Source organism: Microbispora sp. ATCC PTA-5024 (assembly GCF_000511135.2).
GTDB classification, from domain to species: Bacteria; Actinomycetota; Actinomycetes; order Streptosporangiales; family Streptosporangiaceae; genus Microbispora; species Microbispora corallina.
Genome location: NZ_KI866524.1, coordinates 495,643 through 510,780 on the forward strand (window position 1 = coordinate 495,643; position 15,138 = coordinate 510,780).

General features: G+C 71.6%; 15 protein-coding genes. 5 read left to right on the forward strand and 10 right to left on the reverse strand.

Translation table 11 applies throughout. The annotated features are described in order from the left end of the window. From ptsP to MPTA5024_RS22940, 6 genes are all read right to left on the reverse strand, one after another. Nucleotides 1-1,613, reverse strand: a 1,613-nt coding sequence (gene ptsP / locus MPTA5024_RS22915; RefSeq protein WP_442922092.1) for a phosphoenolpyruvate--protein phosphotransferase, incomplete at its 3' end; no start/stop codon positions are given. Nucleotides 1,614-1,810: 197 nt separating this feature from the next. After that, the gene (locus MPTA5024_RS22920) at nucleotides 1,811-2,068 is read right to left on the reverse strand and encodes an HPr family phosphocarrier protein (protein ID WP_036327878.1); all 258 of its coding nucleotides are present in this window, start codon (nucleotides 2,066-2,068) and stop codon (nucleotides 1,811-1,813) included. 36 nt (nucleotides 2,069-2,104) lie between these two features. Next, entirely contained in the window at nucleotides 2,105-2,740 is a 636-nt protein-coding gene (locus MPTA5024_RS22925; protein WP_036329134.1) for an HAD family hydrolase, read from the reverse strand. Next, nucleotides 2,740-3,186 carry a PTS sugar transporter subunit IIA gene (locus tag MPTA5024_RS22930; RefSeq protein WP_036327881.1) on the reverse strand — a complete coding sequence of 149 codons (447 nt, stop codon included), beginning with the start codon at nucleotides 3,184-3,186 and terminating at the stop codon, nucleotides 2,740-2,742. Before MPTA5024_RS22930 ends, MPTA5024_RS22925 begins: the two co-directional genes overlap by 1 nt. 77 nt (nucleotides 3,187-3,263) lie before the next feature. Continuing rightward, entirely contained in the window at nucleotides 3,264-3,500 is a 237-nt protein-coding gene (locus tag MPTA5024_RS22935) for a glucose PTS transporter subunit EIIB (RefSeq protein ID WP_036329147.1), read from the reverse strand. Between the two features lie 12 nt (nucleotides 3,501-3,512). Next, nucleotides 3,513-4,547, reverse strand: coding sequence for an SIS domain-containing protein (locus MPTA5024_RS22940; protein WP_036327883.1), 1,035 nt, complete (start codon nucleotides 4,545-4,547; stop codon nucleotides 3,513-3,515). Nucleotides 4,548-4,697: 150 nt separating this feature from the next. On the opposite strand from MPTA5024_RS22940, the gene MPTA5024_RS22945 reads away from it, so the two are divergent. The 3 genes from MPTA5024_RS22945 (at nucleotide 4,698) to MPTA5024_RS22955 (ending at nucleotide 7,597) form a co-directional block, all read left to right on the forward strand. After that, the gene (locus tag MPTA5024_RS22945; RefSeq protein WP_051458535.1) at nucleotides 4,698-5,438 is read left to right on the forward strand and encodes a GntR family transcriptional regulator; all 741 of its coding nucleotides are present in this window, start codon (nucleotides 4,698-4,700) and stop codon (nucleotides 5,436-5,438) included. A gap of 41 nt (nucleotides 5,439-5,479) precedes the next feature. After that, nucleotides 5,480-6,814: a PTS transporter subunit EIIC gene (locus MPTA5024_RS22950; RefSeq protein ID WP_036327885.1), complete on the forward strand. Its 1,335-nt coding sequence runs from the start codon at nucleotides 5,480-5,482 to the stop codon at nucleotides 6,812-6,814. 255 nt (nucleotides 6,815-7,069) lie between these two features. Next, nucleotides 7,070-7,597, forward strand: a complete 528-nt coding sequence (locus MPTA5024_RS22955; RefSeq protein ID WP_036327887.1) for an Rv3235 family protein — start codon at nucleotides 7,070-7,072, stop codon at nucleotides 7,595-7,597. 90 nt (nucleotides 7,598-7,687) lie between these two features. Here the strand turns inward: MPTA5024_RS22955 and secA are convergent, their stop codons facing one another. Continuing rightward, nucleotides 7,688-10,489 carry a preprotein translocase subunit SecA gene (gene secA, locus MPTA5024_RS22960; RefSeq protein ID WP_036327890.1) on the reverse strand — a complete coding sequence of 934 codons (2,802 nt, stop codon included), beginning with the start codon at nucleotides 10,487-10,489 and terminating at the stop codon, nucleotides 7,688-7,690. A 221-nt stretch (nucleotides 10,490-10,710) separates the two neighbouring features. On the opposite strand from secA, the gene MPTA5024_RS22965 reads away from it, so the two are divergent. Together MPTA5024_RS22965 and MPTA5024_RS22970 are read left to right on the forward strand one after the other, a co-directional pair. Then, nucleotides 10,711-10,974 (forward strand): HGxxPAAW family protein, encoded by a 264-nt coding sequence (locus MPTA5024_RS22965; protein ID WP_036327892.1) that lies wholly within the window; start codon nucleotides 10,711-10,713, stop codon nucleotides 10,972-10,974. 69 nt (nucleotides 10,975-11,043) lie between these two features. Beyond that, the gene (locus MPTA5024_RS22970; protein ID WP_198167333.1) at nucleotides 11,044-12,279 is read left to right on the forward strand and encodes a winged helix-turn-helix domain-containing protein; all 1,236 of its coding nucleotides are present in this window, start codon (nucleotides 11,044-11,046) and stop codon (nucleotides 12,277-12,279) included. 143 nt (nucleotides 12,280-12,422) lie between these two features. Here the strand turns inward: MPTA5024_RS22970 and MPTA5024_RS22975 are convergent, their stop codons facing one another. The 3 genes from MPTA5024_RS22975 to MPTA5024_RS42490 all read right to left on the reverse strand — a co-directional run. Continuing rightward, on the reverse strand, nucleotides 12,423-13,127 hold the full coding sequence (locus MPTA5024_RS22975; protein ID WP_036327894.1) for a response regulator: 705 nt from the start codon (nucleotides 13,125-13,127) through the stop codon (nucleotides 12,423-12,425). Between the two features lie 168 nt (nucleotides 13,128-13,295). Next, a complete protein-coding gene (hpf, locus tag MPTA5024_RS22980; protein ID WP_036327895.1) occupies nucleotides 13,296-13,967 on the reverse strand; it encodes a ribosome hibernation-promoting factor, HPF/YfiA family in 672 nt (223 codons plus the stop codon). 523 nt (nucleotides 13,968-14,490) lie between these two features. Then, on the reverse strand, nucleotides 14,491-15,138 hold a 648-nt coding region (locus tag MPTA5024_RS42490), incomplete at its 5' end, for a phosphoribosyltransferase family protein (protein ID WP_051458537.1).

The following is a 15,138-nucleotide window of genomic DNA, read 5'->3' on the forward strand; positions in this document are numbered from 1 at the left end:
AGAGCGGCCAGACCGGGCAGCTCCGCGCGCGCGGCGGCCTTGGCGGCGGCCGCCGAGGTCGCCGTACGGGCCGCCGCGGCGGCCGCCCGGCACTCGTCGAGCGTGTGCCGGCCCAGGGCGGCCCGCACCCACGGCAGGGCGGGGGCGCCCATCGACAGCGAGGTCACGCCCATGCCCACCAGCACGCACGCGAGCACCGGGTCGGCGGCGGCCTCACCGCACACCCCGCAGCCCTTCCCCTCGGCCGTGGCGGCCGTCGCCGCCAGCGCGATGAGGTCGAGGACGGCCGGGTGCCACGGGTCCTGCAGCCCCGCGACCGCGCTGACCTGCCGGTCGGCCGCCAGCGCGTACTGGGTGAGGTCGTTGGTGCCGATCGAGAAGAAGTCGACGGCCCGGATGAGGTCGGCCGCCCGCAGCGCCGCCGAGGGCACCTCGATCATGACGCCCGGGCTGTCGAGCCCCGCCGTACGGCAGGCCGCCGCGAACCACTCGGCCTCCTCGACGGTCGCCACCATCGGGGCCATGACCTGCACCTTCGCGGACGTCCCCGCGGCGGCCCGGGCCAGCGCGCCCAGCTGGACGGCCATGATCTCGGGGTAGCGGCGGAACATCCGCACCCCGCGCTCGCCGAGCGCCGGGTTGGGCTCCTCCTCCGGAGGCGGCAGGAACGCGAGCGGCTTGTCGGCCCCGGCGTCGAGCGTCCTGACGACCACGCGGCCCTCGGGGAACGCCTCGAAGACCGGCCGGTAGGCCCCCTCCTGCTCCTCGCCGGTCGGGGCGGTCTCGCGGTCCAGGAAGAGGAACTCGGTGCGGTACAGGCCGACGCCCTCGGCGCCGTTCGCCAGCGCCGACTCCAGGTCGCGAGGCCCGCCGACGTTCGCGAGCAGCGGCACGGCGTGGCCGTCCGCGGTCCGGCCGGGACCGGTGGCGGCCGAGAGCACGGCGCGGCGGGCCTCGTCGGCCTGGCGGGCCCGGGCGACCTCGTCGTCCGACGGCGACAGCCGTACGGTGCCGGCGGCGCCGTCGACCAGCACCGGCGTGCCGGAGGCGACGGAGGTGGCGCCGGCGCAGCCCACGACGGCGGGCACGCCCATCGCGCGGGCGAGGATCGCGGTGTGGCTGGTCGGCCCGCCCTGCTCGGTCACGAAGGCGGCCACGACCTCCTTCGACAGCAGCGCGGTGTCGGCCGGCGCGAGGTCCTTGGCGATCAGCACGAACGGCCGGTCGGCCGTCGCCGGCACGCCCGGCATCGGAAGCCCGGTGAGCAGCGCGATCGTGCGGTCGCGAATGTCGTCGAGGTCGGCCACGCGCTCGCCCAGGTATCCCCCGGCCGCCGCGAGCAGGTCGCGGTACTTGCCGAAGGCCTCGAAAACGGCGCGGGCGGCGGCCACGCCCTGGTCGATGAGCGCGCCCACCTCACCGGACAGGCCGGGGTCGCGGGCCATCATCGCCTGCGCGCCGAGGACCTCCTCGGCCTCCCCGCCCGCGCGGGCGCCGCGCGCCTCCAGGTCGGCCGCGACCTCGTCCAGCGCGCGCTCGGCCCGGGCCCGCTCAGCGGCGGCGTCGCCGTCGTGGCGCGCCTCCTTGTCGGGCTCCGGGATGTCCCCCACCAGCACGTGCGCCGGACCGTACCCGGCGCCCGGGCTCACGCCCGTCCCGGTGAGGGGCGCCGCCTGCTCGCTCGCGCCCGGCCCGCTGAAAGCGGCACCCTGCTGGCCGCTCGCGCCCGTGCCCGGGGTCGCGGCGGCCGCCTGCTCGGTCTCGTTCGCGCCGGGCCCCCGCCCCGCCGCCTCCTGTGCCTCCACCGCCGTCAGGAGGCCGAGGCGATCTGGGCGAGCTGGTCGAGCAGCTCCTCGGCGCCGTCGCCGTCCGCGCGGATGACGATCGACTCCCCCTGGCGGACGTCGAGCGCGAGGACCGACAGGATGCTCTTGGCGTTCACGGGCTGGCCGCCCGCCTTGGCGACCGTCACGTCGAACGGCGCCTTCGCCGCCGTCTGCACGAACGTCGCCGCCGGGCGGGCGTGCAGCCCGACCTCGGACGTGACGCTGACCTTGCGCTCGGCCACGGTGTTCCTCCTCAAGTACTGGTCTCAGTTGCTGGTCTAGACCAGGTCCAGTTCTGTCAACGGCCACTCAATACCCGACATGTCGGGTACAACCAGGTCCGCGTGCGCCAGTTCCTCCGGCGCGTGGGTGGTGGCCACCGCCACGCACGTCATACCCGCGGCCTGGGCGGCCTCGATGCCCGCGAGCGAGTCCTCGAAGGCCACGCACCTCGCGGGCTCGACCCCGATCAGGGACGCGGCCATGAGGTAACCGGACGGGTCCGGCTTGCCGACGGCCACGTCCTCGCCGGACACGATGGTCCGGACCAGCTCGCCGACCCCGATCTCGGCCAGCCGCTCCAGCGCCCAGGCGCGGTGCGCCGAGGTGACCAGCGCGAGCGGCGAGCCCTTCTCGGTCACCTGGCGCACCAGGTCGGCCGCTCCGGGCACCGGCACGATGTCCGGCAGCCCGGGGTGGTCGGCGTACGACATGACCTCCTCCACCAGGGCCAGGGCGTCCGCCCCGGGCATGATCTCGGGCAGGATGTCCCGGCCGCGGCGGCCCATGAACCGCCGCACGAGCGCCTCGTGGGGCTCGATGCCGTGGTTCTCCAGCAGCATCCGCCACATGGCCAGGCTGCGCCGCTCGGTGTTGATCAGGGTTCCGTCGAGGTCGAAGAGCGCGGCCTCCATCACGACCACTGGAAGAGCAGGTCACCGGCGTCCACGTCGCCCTGCACGACGTCGCCCACCGCCTCGGCCGGCGCGTCGAGGGCCACGACCGGGCAGACCGGGGAGCGGCCGCCCGCCTCGACGGCCGCGGGGTCCCAGGCCACCACGGGCTGGCCCGCGGTGACGTGGTCGCCCTCCGCCGCGAGCAGCGTGAAGCCCTCGCCCTTGAGCTGCACCGTGTCGATGCCGAGGTGCACCAGCACGCCCTTGCCGTCGTCCCCGACGACCACGTACGCGTGCGGGTGCAGCTTGACGATCGTGCCGCTGATGGGGGCGATGGCGGTGCCCGGTTCGCGTCGGGGGTCGATCGCGGTCCCCGGGCCCACCATCGCCTGGGAGAACACCGGATCCGGCACCGCGGCCAGCCCGATGGCCGCCCCCGCGACCGGGGCGAGAACTGTCGTCAATGAAGCGCCCTTCCCTGAGATCCCTGGCGAGCTCCACCAGAGGTCCGGCCGCGGCCGGCTGACCTGGTTCGGCCCGGTCAGCCGATGATGTCCTCGATGTCGCTGGCGATGGTGTCGGCCTCCGGGCCCACCACGACCTGGACGACGTTGCCCGCCGCCATCACGCCGTGGGCGCCGGCGGCCTTCAGGGCGGCCTGGTTCACCTTCGACGCGTCGTGCACCTCGGTGCGCAGCCGCGTGATGCACGGCTCGACCTCGATGATGTTGTCAGCGCCACCGAGCCCGGCGATGATCGCCTCGGCGTCTGCAGCCATGGGGTCCTCCATTCAGTCGGTCTGAGTGACCTTGTTCAGACCACGGGGGGCATCCGGGTCGATTCCGAGCCTGCGCGCCAGCGCCTCCGTGAGCAACTGCCCCGGGACGATGAGTCCCAGCGGAGCCACCCACTCGGGCAGGTCGGGGCCGTTCAGGGCGGCGGTGGACGCGGCGGCCAGTTGCGGCCCTCCGCCCACGCCGTAGGCGGAGGCGCCCGCGCCGGTTACCCGCTCGGCCAGCGCGACCGTTCCCGGCAGGGTCGGGCCCGCACCGGCCGCGACCAGGACCGCCGGGGTGTCGGCGTCCACGACCGCGATCGGGCCGTGCAGCAGGTCGGCGTACGACAGGCCCATGGCGTGCAGGTAGCACGCCTCCTTGAGCTTGAGCGCGAGCTCCAGCGCGGTCGAGAAGGCCAGCCCGCGGCCGGACACCACGACGCCGGGCTTGTCGGCGAGGCCCTCGACGACCGCCTCCAGGTCGCCGGGGTCGGAGATGAGCTTGTCCACCGCGTCGGGCACCCGCCGCAGGTCGTCGCGGTCCACGTCGGCGCCCAGGCCGAGCGCGAGGACCGCGAGCGCGGCGAGCTGGGTGGTGTAGGTCTTGGTGGCCGGGACGGCCTTCTCCTCGCCGGCCAGCGTGCACAGGGCGAGGTCGGCGGCCCGGGCCAGCGGCGACTCCTCGCCGCCGTTGGTGATCGCGACGGTCCTCGCGCCGCAGTCGCGCGCCCACTGGAGGGTCTCGACGATCTCCTCCGTACGGCCCGACTGGGACAGCCCGACCGCGAGCACGCCGTCGAGGTCGAGCCGGCGGCGGTAGGTCGTGGCGATCGAGGGGGCGGCCATCGAGGCCATCCGGCCCGCCCGCGCCTCGATCAGGTAGCGGCCGTAGACGGCGGCGTTGTCGGAGGTGCCACGGGCGATGAACAGCAGCTGACGGGTGTCGCGGGCCAGCGCCTCGACCTCGCCGGTCCGCGGCAGCAGGGCGTCAAGCGTGGCCCGGATGGCGGCGGGCTGCTCGGCGATCTCACCGCGCATTCGTGTCGTCATTCGTGGTCATCCTTGCTTGGCGAGATTTGTCCGTTACCGATCCGTCGCCGGCCCATACATTGACACACATTTCCCGGCTGTGGTCTAGTCCGGACTAGACCAGTACGAACCATAACTTATTCCGTTGATCAGAAGCGAGAGGGGGGATCAGTGGCCCAGATCGACCCGGACAGCCCGGTGCCGAAGTATTTCCAGCTCCGGGAGATCCTGCTCGACCTCATTGAGAACAACGAGCTGCCGATCGGCGCGGCGATCCCCTCGGAACGCGAGCTCAGCCAGCGGTTCGACCTGTCCCGTATGACGGTACGGCAGGCCGTGGACCACCTGGTGTCGGAGGGCCGGCTGCACCGGGTCCCCGGCAAGGGCACGTTCGTGGCGCGGCCGAAGATCGAGCTGGCGCTGCAGCTCACCTCCTTCACCGACGACATGCGGGCGCGCGGCATGGAGCCGGGCTCCCGCGACCTGGACCGGCGAGTGGTCCGGGCCAGTGCCCACCTCGCGCGGCAGCTCGGGATCCCTCCGGGCGACGCCGTGCACTTCATCGAGCGGCTCCGCACGGCGGACGGGGAACCGCTGAGCATCGAGCGCGCCCACATCCCGGTCGTGCTCGCGCCCGATCTCGATGCCTTCGATCTGACCGGCCGATCCCTGTACGCCCTGCTCGAGTCCCGTTACGGGCTGGTGCTGGACGCCGGGGAGCTCACCATCGACGGCGGTGTCGCGGATCCCGGCGACGCCGACCTGCTCAAGCTGCCCCGGGGCGGGGCCGTGCTGCTGCTGCAGCGCCGGTCCTTCGCCGCCGGGGTGTGCGCGGAATTCGGGGTCTCCACCTATCGCGCCGACCGCTACCAGTTACGGACTCTCCTCGAGATCCCGACAAGACGCGTGTAGCGACCTCCTCCCCGCTCTCCCCCACCCATGGAGGAAAACCGATGAGTTCCACGTCCGCCGACGCGGGCCTGCCCGCCGCACCCGCGAACCAGAACGCGTTCATGGCCGTGCTGTCCCGTATCGGCCGTTCTCTTATGCTCCCGATCGCGGCCCTGCCCGCCGCGGCCATCCTGCTCCGCCTCGGTCAGGACGACCTGCTCGGCCGTACGGACAACGCGGCGCTCGACAAGATCGCCCAGATCATCGGCGGCGCGGGCGGCGCGCTGTTCGACGCGCTGCCGCTGCTGTTCGCGGTCGGCGTGGCGGTCGGCTTCGCCCGTCGCGCGGACGGCTCGACCGCCCTGGCCGCCGTCGTCGGCTACCTCGTCTGGGACCGGGTCACGCACCTGATGTTCTTCGACGCCTCGGCCGACTCCGCCGTGCACAAGAAGGTGGTCCAGAGCATCGCGGGGGCGGACGGCAAGCCCGCGGAGGCGCTGAACCTCGCCTCGGCGAACCCCACAGGAGTGCTGGGCGGCATCCTGATCGGCCTCGTCGCGGCCATCCTGTGGCAGCGGTACTACCGGACGAAGCTGCCCGCCTGGCTCGCGTTCTTCGGCGGCCGCCGCTTCGTGCCGATCATCACCGCGCTCGCCGCGCTCGTCCTCGGCGTCGTGTTCGGCCTGGTCTGGCAGCCCATCGGTGAGGGCCTGACCAACTTCGGCGACTGGCTCGCCAGCAACTCCACGGTCGGCGCCGGCATCTACGGCGTGGTCAACCGCGCGCTCATCCCCTTCGGCCTCCACCACTTCGTCAACTCGATCGTGTGGTTCACCGTGCCGGAGTGCACCGTCGGCGCCACCCACGCCGCGGGCGACCTGAACTGCTACTTCGCCGGCCAGGACGGCGCGGGCGCGTTCATGGCGGGCTTCTTCCCGGTCATGATGTTCGGCCTGCCGGCCGCCGCGATCGCCATGTGGCGGGCCGCCCCGGCCCACCGCCGCCCGGCCGTCGGCGGCATCATGATCTCCGCGGCGCTGATCTCGTTCGTCACCGGCATCACCGAGCCGATCGAGTTCGCGTTCATCTTCGTGGCCCCGGTGCTGTTCGTCGTCCACGCGCTGCTCACCGGCGTCTCCATGGCTCTGGTGGCGGCCCTCGACGGACGGCTCGGCTTCGGGTTCTCCGCCGGCGCGATCGACGCCGGCCTGAACGCGACGAAGGACAACACGCACAACTTCTGGCTGATCATGTTGATCGGCGTCATCTACTTCTTCGTCTACTACTTCATCTTCACCTTCCTTATCAAGAAGCTGAACATCATGACGCCGGGCCGCGAGCCGGAGCCGGACGTCGACGCCGGGGAGTCGGCCGAGGCGGCGCGGACCCGCGCCTGACGCGCTCTACCGAGCAGTGGGGGCGCCCGGTGATCCCGGGCGCCCCCTCGCTTTTTCGGCCGCCGCTAATCGCCCGGCGCCGCGACGGAAACGAACGCGAACACGGCCGGGGAACACGCCAACCGCCGGAGATCTTCACCCGGAAATCGCGTCGAATCGACCACCGGAACGGCAAAGTTGGCGGCCGCGGTATCAACTCCGCTGACCGGAATCTCTATTACGTGTCAGGTTTTCGATCTCACGACGGAGTGCCCGATGCCCAAGCCGATCTCCCTGCCCAGGCTCGTTTCCGCGCCCCCGGCCGATCCGCCGTACGACGACGAGCGCGCCGGCCGGCCACCCCTGACGTACGGCTCGCTCGCGCTGGCGCCCGAGCCAGCGCCGCGTGCCGTCCCCACGACGGGCGCCGGGAGTCTGCGGGGGCTTCCCGTCGCGAGGCCGCCCCTGCGGGGGTTCCCCGGAGTGCGGCCGGGGGCGGTGCCGGACGAGCGTGCCCTGCGCGGGCTCGGGCAGGCGCTGGCTGAGGTCCTGGCCGGCCGGCGGCCGCCGGAGACGGTCCAGGGCAGGCTCACCGAGCGGGCCCACCGCGAGATGGTCCGGGCCGGGAAGATGATCGACACGGCCCGGCCGCCGCTCGTGGGCCTCCCCCACGTGCAGCGTCCTCGTGAGGGCGTGCTGGAGATGTGCCTGCTCGTCCACTGCGGGCCGCGCAGCCGGGTGCTCGCCGTACGGCTGGAGCGGCAGGGCGTGCAGTGGCTGGTCACCGAGTTCGAGACCGCCTGACCGCGGCCCACCGTGCCGTCCGGGGTGGGCCGGTCGTGACATGCGGAACCCCCGCCGGACGGGGTCCGGCGGGGGTTCCGTCAGCGTCGCCTACGCCTCGGCGTTCCTGGGGTCGCCGTGGCAGCGCTTGAACTTCTTGCCCGACCCGCAGGGGCAGGGCGCGTTGCGCTCGACGTTGCCGTACGCCGCGCGCTGCTCGGGCGTCGAGCGCACCCGGCTGACCTCGACGTCGCCGCTCTCGCCGGGCGCCGAGTAGACCATCTCCGTGGGCCTCGACGGCTGGCGCAGCGCCCGCGCGATGATCGAGCCGGTCTCGGCGAGGGCCGCGTCCTCCTCGGCGTTCTCCTCCACGATCGGGTTGGCCTGCACCTCGACCTCGAGGTTGAACAGGTAGCCGACCGACTCCTCCTTGATCCCGTCGAGCATCGCGGTGAACATCTCGTAGCCCTCGCGCTGGTACTCGATGAGCGGGTCCTTCTGGGCATAGGCGCGCATGCCGATGCCCTCCTGGAGGTAGTCCATCTCGTAGAGGTGCTCGCGCCACTTGCGGTCGAGGACCGACAGGATGACCCGGCGCTCCAGCTCGCGCATGGCCTCCGAGCCGAGCTGCTCCTCGCGCCGGTCGTACGCCGCGAGGGCGTCCTCCTTGATCTTCTCGGCGAGGAGCTGGGCCGTGAGGTCCTCCCGGTCGCCGCCGGCCTCCTGGACCAGCTGGTCGACGGTCAGCGAGATCGGGAACAGCTGGCCGAACGCCTTCCAGAGCTTGTCGAGGTCCCACTCCTCCGCGAAGCCCTCGGAGGTCGCGCCCTTGACGTAGTCGTCGATGACGTCGGTGACGAAGCCGCGCACCTGCTCGTGCAGGTCGGCGCCCTCCAGCACCCGGCGCCGCTCGGCGTAGATGACCGTGCGCTGCCGGTTCATCACCTCGTCGTACTTGAGGACGTTCTTGCGGATCTCGAAGTTCTGCTGCTCGACCTGGTGCTGGGCCGACGCGATGGCCTTGGACACCATGCCCGACTCGATCGGCACGTCGTCCGGGATGTTGAGCCGCGTCATGATCATCTCGACCCGGGCCGAGTTGAACAGCCGCATGAGGTCGTCCTCGAGCGAGAGGTAGAACCGCGACTCGCCCGGGTCGCCCTGACGGCCGGAACGGCCGCGCAGCTGGTTGTCGATGCGGCGGGACTCGTGCCGCTCGGTGCCGAGGACGTAGAGCCCGCCGAGCTCGACGACCTCCTCATGCTCGGCCTTCACGGCCTCCTTGGCCTTCTCCAGCGCCTCGGGCCAGGCCTTCTCGTACTCCTCCGGGGTCTCGGAGGGCGACAGGCCGCGCTGCTGCAGCTCCAGGTCGGCGCGGAACTCGGGGTTGCCGCCGAGCATGATGTCGGTGCCTCGACCGGCCATGTTGGTCGCGACGGTGACGGCGTGCTTGCGGCCGGCCTCGGCGACGATCGTGGCCTCACGGGCGTGGTTCTTCGCGTTCAGCACCTCGTGGGGCACGCCCTGCCGCTTGAGCATCCGCGACAGCTTCTCGGACTTCTCCACGCTGGTGGTGCCGACGAGGACCGGCTGGCCCTTCTCGTACCGGGCCTTGATGTCGTCGACGCAGGCCTGGAACTTGGCGTCCTCGCTCTTGTAGACCACGTCGGCCTGGTCGCGGCGGACCATCGGCCGGTTGGTCGGGATCGGGACGACGCCCAGCTTGTACGTCTGGTGGAACTCGTTGGCCTCGGTCGCGGCCGTTCCGGTCATGCCCGAGAGCTTCTCGTACAGACGGAAGTAGTTCTGGAGGGTGATCGTGGCGAGAGTCTGGTTCTCGTCCTTGATCTTCACACCCTCCTTGGCCTCGATGGCCTGGTGCATGCCCTCGTTGTACCGGCGGCCGTGCAGCACGCGGCCGGTGAACTCGTCGACGATCAGGACCTCGCCGTCGACGACGATGTAGTCCTTGTCCTTCTTGAACAGCTCCTTGGCCTTGAGGGCGTTGTTGAGGAACTGCACGAGGTGGGTGTGCTCGGGCTTGTACAGGTTGTCGATGCCGAGCCAGTCCTCGACCTTCTCCACGCCGGCCTCGAGGATGCCGACCGTGCGCTTCTTCTCGTCGACGACGTAGTCGCCCGTGCTCTCCTCGCCGTCCTTGCCCTCGGTGCCGCGGCGGAGCCTCGGGACGATCTTGGCGAACTCCTGGTACCACTTGCCCGACTGCTCGCCCGGGCCGGAGATGATCAGCGGCGTCCGGGCCTCGTCGATCAGGATGGAGTCGACCTCGTCGACGACGGCGAAGTTGTGGCCGCGCTGGACGCACTCCTCCTTCGACCACGCCATGTTGTCGCGCAGGTAGTCGAAGCCGAACTCGTTGTTCGTGCCGTACGTGATGTCCGCGTTGTACTGCTTGCGGCGCTCCTCCGGCGGCATGTTGGCCAGGATCACGCCGACCTCGAGGCCGAGGAAGCGGTGGATGCGGCCCATCGTGTCGGCGTCGCGCTTGGCCAGGTAGTCGTTGACCGTGACGACGTGGACGCCCCTGCCCGAGATCGCGTTGAGGTACGCCGGCAGCGTACAGGTAAGGGTCTTGCCCTCACCGGTGCGCATCTCGGAGATGTTGCCCATGTGGAGGTTGGCTCCGCCCATGAGCTGCACGTCGAAGTGGCGCTGGCCGAGGACCCGGCGGGCGGCCTCGCGCACGGTCGCGAAGGCCTCCGGCATCAGGTCGTCGAGGGACTCGCCGTCGGCGTGGCGTTGCCGGTACTCCGCGGTCAGCGCTCGAAGCTCGGCGTCGGACAGGCTCTTGAAGTCCTCTTCGATGGAGTTGACCTGCTCGGCGATCCGCTTGAGCTTACGCAGAGTCTTGCCTTCGCCGGCGCGAAGGATCTTGTCGAGAATGGCTGCCACTTTTAGTAAAGCTCCTCGCAGGTCTACCCCGGCCGCTCCGCCGGGGTGGGAGGACGAGACATACTTCCCCGCTAGCCATCGTAGGCGGTTCCATCACCAGACACAGCCACCTGCAATCGACGGAGCGCCGCGGCACAATCGGATAACACATAAGCGCTGAAAGGGGTCAGAAGGTTCCCCCGATGTGCCGCCCGGCCTGGCCATCAGGTAGAAAACGGGGTATGGCACAGAGCGGACACCAAGGCAGCCACGCGGGAAGCGCCAAATCCTGGCTCGCCGTCACCACCATCCTCATCGGCTTCGCCGTCGGCGGCGTCGCGCTGACCCTCGGCCCGAACTGGGTGGTCGTCTGGATCGGGGTGGGCATCTGCGCCGTGGGCGCGCTGCTCGCCCTCGCCTTCGACATCTTCTCCGACGTGATCGTGGACGCCCCCCGGCAGGTCGCCGTCCAGGAGCACCACTCGCCGCTGGAGCGCCACCACTGAGCGCGGCCTCCGGAGGTGTGACGAACCCCCGTAGGCGTTTTGTCGGTCACTCGGTCTAGCATCCCTTCCGTGACCGACCTGACCGCCGACGAGGCCCGCCGGATCGTCCTGCGGGCCCAGGGCTTCCTCGGCGCGGGCGCGCGCACCGGCGGCGTCCCCGCCGTGCTGCGCCGCGTGGGGGCCGTCCAGCTCGACACCATCTCCGTGCTCGCCCGCTCCCACGAGCTCGTCGCGTACGCGCGCCTCGGCGCCGTCGGGCGGGCCGCCGTGGAGCGGGCCTACTGGCACGAGCCCGCCCGCGCCTTCGAGTACTGGTGCCACGCCGCCTGCGTCCTGCCCATCGAGCAGTGGCCCCTGTACGGCTTCCGCCGCCGGGCCTACCGCGAGCGCCGGTTCCGCTGGCACGAGGTGCCGCCCACGGTCGACAAGGTCCTGGAGCGGGTGCGCGCCGACGGCCCCCTCACCACCTCCGACATCGGCGGCGCCCGAGTCGACCGGCGCGCCTCCGGCACGACACAGGCGGGCGAGTGGTGGGACTGGTCCGACTCCAAGATCGCGATCGAGTTCCTGCTCGACATCGGCGAGGTCGTCTGCACCCGGAGGGTCGGCTGGCGGCGCGTGTACGACCTGGCGGAGCGGGTGGTGCCCGCCGACCTGCTCGCCCAGGACCTGCCGGACGCCGAGGGCGTGACCGGGCTCACGACCATCGCCGGGCGCTCCCTGGGCGTGGCGACCCGCGCCGACCTCGTGGACTTCACGCGGGTGAAGGGCAGGCACGCGGCGATGCTCGACGAGGCCCTGCTGAGCGGCGCCGCCGGGCTCGTGCCCGTCCGGGTCGCCGGATGGCCCGTCCCCCGCGCCGGCCGGTCGGCCGCCGCCCCCGGGCCCAACGCCTGGGCCGACCCCGCCGCGCTCGAGAGCGAGCCGCGGGGCCGCCACCGCACCACGTTGCTCTCGCCGTTCGACTCGCTCATCTGGGAGCGGGCCCGCGCCGAGCGCATCTTCGGCCTCAACCACCGGCTCGAGGCGTACGTGCCGAAGGACAAGCGCGTCCACGGCTACTTCGCGATGCCGGTGCTGGCGGGCGGCCGGATCATCGGCCGGGTCGACCCGGCCCGCGAGGGCACGACGCTCGTCGCCCGCCAGGTCGGGTTCGAGCCGGGCGGGAGCCGGGCCCGGGCCGTGGAGGGGATGCGCAACGCCCTGTGGGAGGCCGCGAGCTGGGTGGGCTGCACGGACGTCCGCGTCGAGAGGGTCGCCGCGCCCGAGCTCGAGGCCCCCTTACGCGCCGCCCTCACCAACTGAGCCGTCCAAGCGTCCCTGGGCGGGCCGGCACGACCGCCCGTCGTTCCGGGCGGGCATGAGCATTCCGGGGGCCGGAGTGGCCGCACCCTCTGCGGGACGGCCCGCACGGCCGGCGGCCGATCCCGGGAAAGCCTCCGCGACGGTCAGGTGATCTCGAGGAGTCGCTCGCGGACGGCGTAGACCACGGCCTCCATGCGAGAGTGCAGCTGGAGCTTCTCCAGGATGTTCCGGACGTGGTTCTTGACCGTGTTCTCCGAGATGAACAGGTCCTTGGCGATCTCGCGGTTGTTCATGCCCTTCGCGACCAGGCGGAGGACCTCCATCTCCCGGTCGGTCAGCCGCGGGACCGGCAGCTGCGGCGGCCGCTCGGCCTCCTTCCGGCTCATGTTCGCGAACTCGCTGATGAGCTTGGCCGCCATGGCGGGATTGATGAGGGACTGCCCCTCGTGGACGCCGCGCACGGCGTCGGGCACCTCGTCGATCTGGACGTCCTTGAGCAGGTAACCGGTCGCGCCGGCCTTGATGGCCTCGAAGAGGTCCTCCTCCTCGTCGCTGACCGTCAGCATGATGATCCTGGTGCTCGGCACCGACTCCTTGATCTTGCGGGTCGCCTCGATCCCGTCCTTCTTCGGCATGCGGACGTCCATCAGCGCGACGTCCGGCATGAGCTTGTCGGCGAGCTCGACCGCCTCCTGGCCGTCGCCGGCCTCGCCCACCACCTCGATGTCCGGCTCCGCGGCCAACGCCAGCTCCAGGCTGCGGCGGATCAGCGCGTGGTCGTCGACGATCAGCACACGGATCGGCTCGCCGCGGGTGGCCGGTCGGGCCGCCTCGTCGGGTCGGGTCACGGAACCTCCTTGCGGGGGCCAAGGACGCTGGATCGCCATCATTACACGGCTTCCAGCCGAATGAGGATCTTCGTCGCGCGTGGCGCGCCGGCCCGTGGACTCCCCACGGGCCGGGGCCTCAAACGGCTCTCGAGAGAGTCCCGCGGACGTGGTCCGGCCGGCCGGACCCTAACCCTCGACGAGCCTCAGCACGCCGTAGTTGTAGCCGCGGCGCCGGTAGACGACGCTCGGCAGGCCACCCTCCTTGTCGCGGAAGAGGAAGAAGTCGTGGCCCACGAGCTCCATCTCCAGGAGCGCCTGGTCGATCGTGATCGGGTCGGCCTTGTGGAACTTCTCGCGGACGACCAGCGGTCCGTCCCCGTCCATCTCGATGGGGACGATGGGTTCGGCGTGCTCGCCCGGCTCCTCGTGGATCTCGGCGCTGATCTCCGCCGCGGACAGCGCTTCGACCGGTGCGGCCGCCGGCCAGGCGACCTCCTGCTCGCTCTCGACCACCGCGGTGATCTCCGCCACCGAGGGCGGGCAACTCTTGCCGTGATGGATCTTGCGACGGTCACGCAGCCGCCGCAGGCGCTCCTCCAGCTTCCCGAGTGCGATGTCGAGCGCGGAGAACCGGTCGTCCGCGCAGGCCTCCGCTCTGATGGCGGGGCCGCGGGAGTGGATGGTCAGCTCCACTCGTTCGCGCTGGCCGCTCATGCGATGGTTGGGATCCTTCGAGACCTCCACGTCCACACGGATCAGCTTGTTATCCAGTCGTTGGATCTTGGCCAGCTTCGTCGAGACATGGTCGCGGAACCGGTCACTCACGGTGGTGTGCCGTCCCTTGACGATGATTTCCACGCAAAGCCCCCCTTCAGACATCGACTGTCGTGTTCGGCGCTCGTAGCACCCGTCCGGCCGACCTGGTCTTCGTCCCCACATCCGCCTGCTGAGGGGTTCGCAGCTCACTCGCCACTACTGCCCTTCTCCTCTTGCGGGGGACATCTGGACCCCCGGGAGGGCAGGACTTACCTCTAAGCCGCACCGTGATCGGTCGACCAAGAGTCGCCTTACGTGGACCGTTTCGCCTGCGGCTGGCATCGGCTAGCCAGGCTGAACTCCGGAGCGGAGTCGGCCCGGCGCAACCACGGACCCGAACGGGTGCCATGTCTGAACGCTAGTCGTTGGCGGCACGAATGTCAGCCAGGAGATCGGCTAAACGATCACTTTGCGTGATCCGGAGCTTGGACGAATCGGGGGAAAATTCGTGGCTGGATTGCGGAAGAGGCGGCGCCACAGCGAGATGGGCGGCCTCACCAGGCGAATCGCCGGGCCGGGTGACGAATGTGCGTCCTGACGGCCAAACGGCCATTTGCCCCGATCTTTACGCTGCGTAATGATTGGCACCCTCGACGCCCCGGCGTGTCGCGGCCCTCCGCGGAGTGGCCGCCACCGTGATCGCGAGCGGCACCGGGACGCCCGCGGCGGTGATCGCCCGGGCCGCCTCCGCCAGCGTGGTGCCGGTCGTCACCACGTCGTCCACCAGCACCACCACCGGCTCGCCGCCCCGGCCGCGCACCACAGCCTCCGCGCGGGCGTGAGGAGGCGACTGGAGGGCCGCGACGCCGGGGCCTGCATCGAAGGCCCCGGACAGGTTGGCGGCCCGCTGCGCGGCGCTCAGGCCCGCCTGGTCGGCCACCCGCCTCGCCTGCCGCAGCAGGGGCACCATGACGGCGGGAATGCCTCGGTCGGTCAACTCGCGGGCGGCGACGGCCGCGAGCGCGCGGACGGGGTCGTGTCCGCGCCTGCGCGTGGCCGCCCGCGCGCTCGGAACCGGCACCAGCACGACCGGCCCCGCCGCCCGGAACGGGACGCCCGGCCCGGACGACCCCGCCCGCGCCACCGGATCGGACGGTTCGAGCGGCCGCAGCGCCGGCCCAGCGATCGGGCCGGAACGCCGTGCTCCTCCGGCCACCCCGGGGATGCCGGCCGCCCCGGGGATGCCGGCCGCCCCGGGGATGCCGGCCGCCCC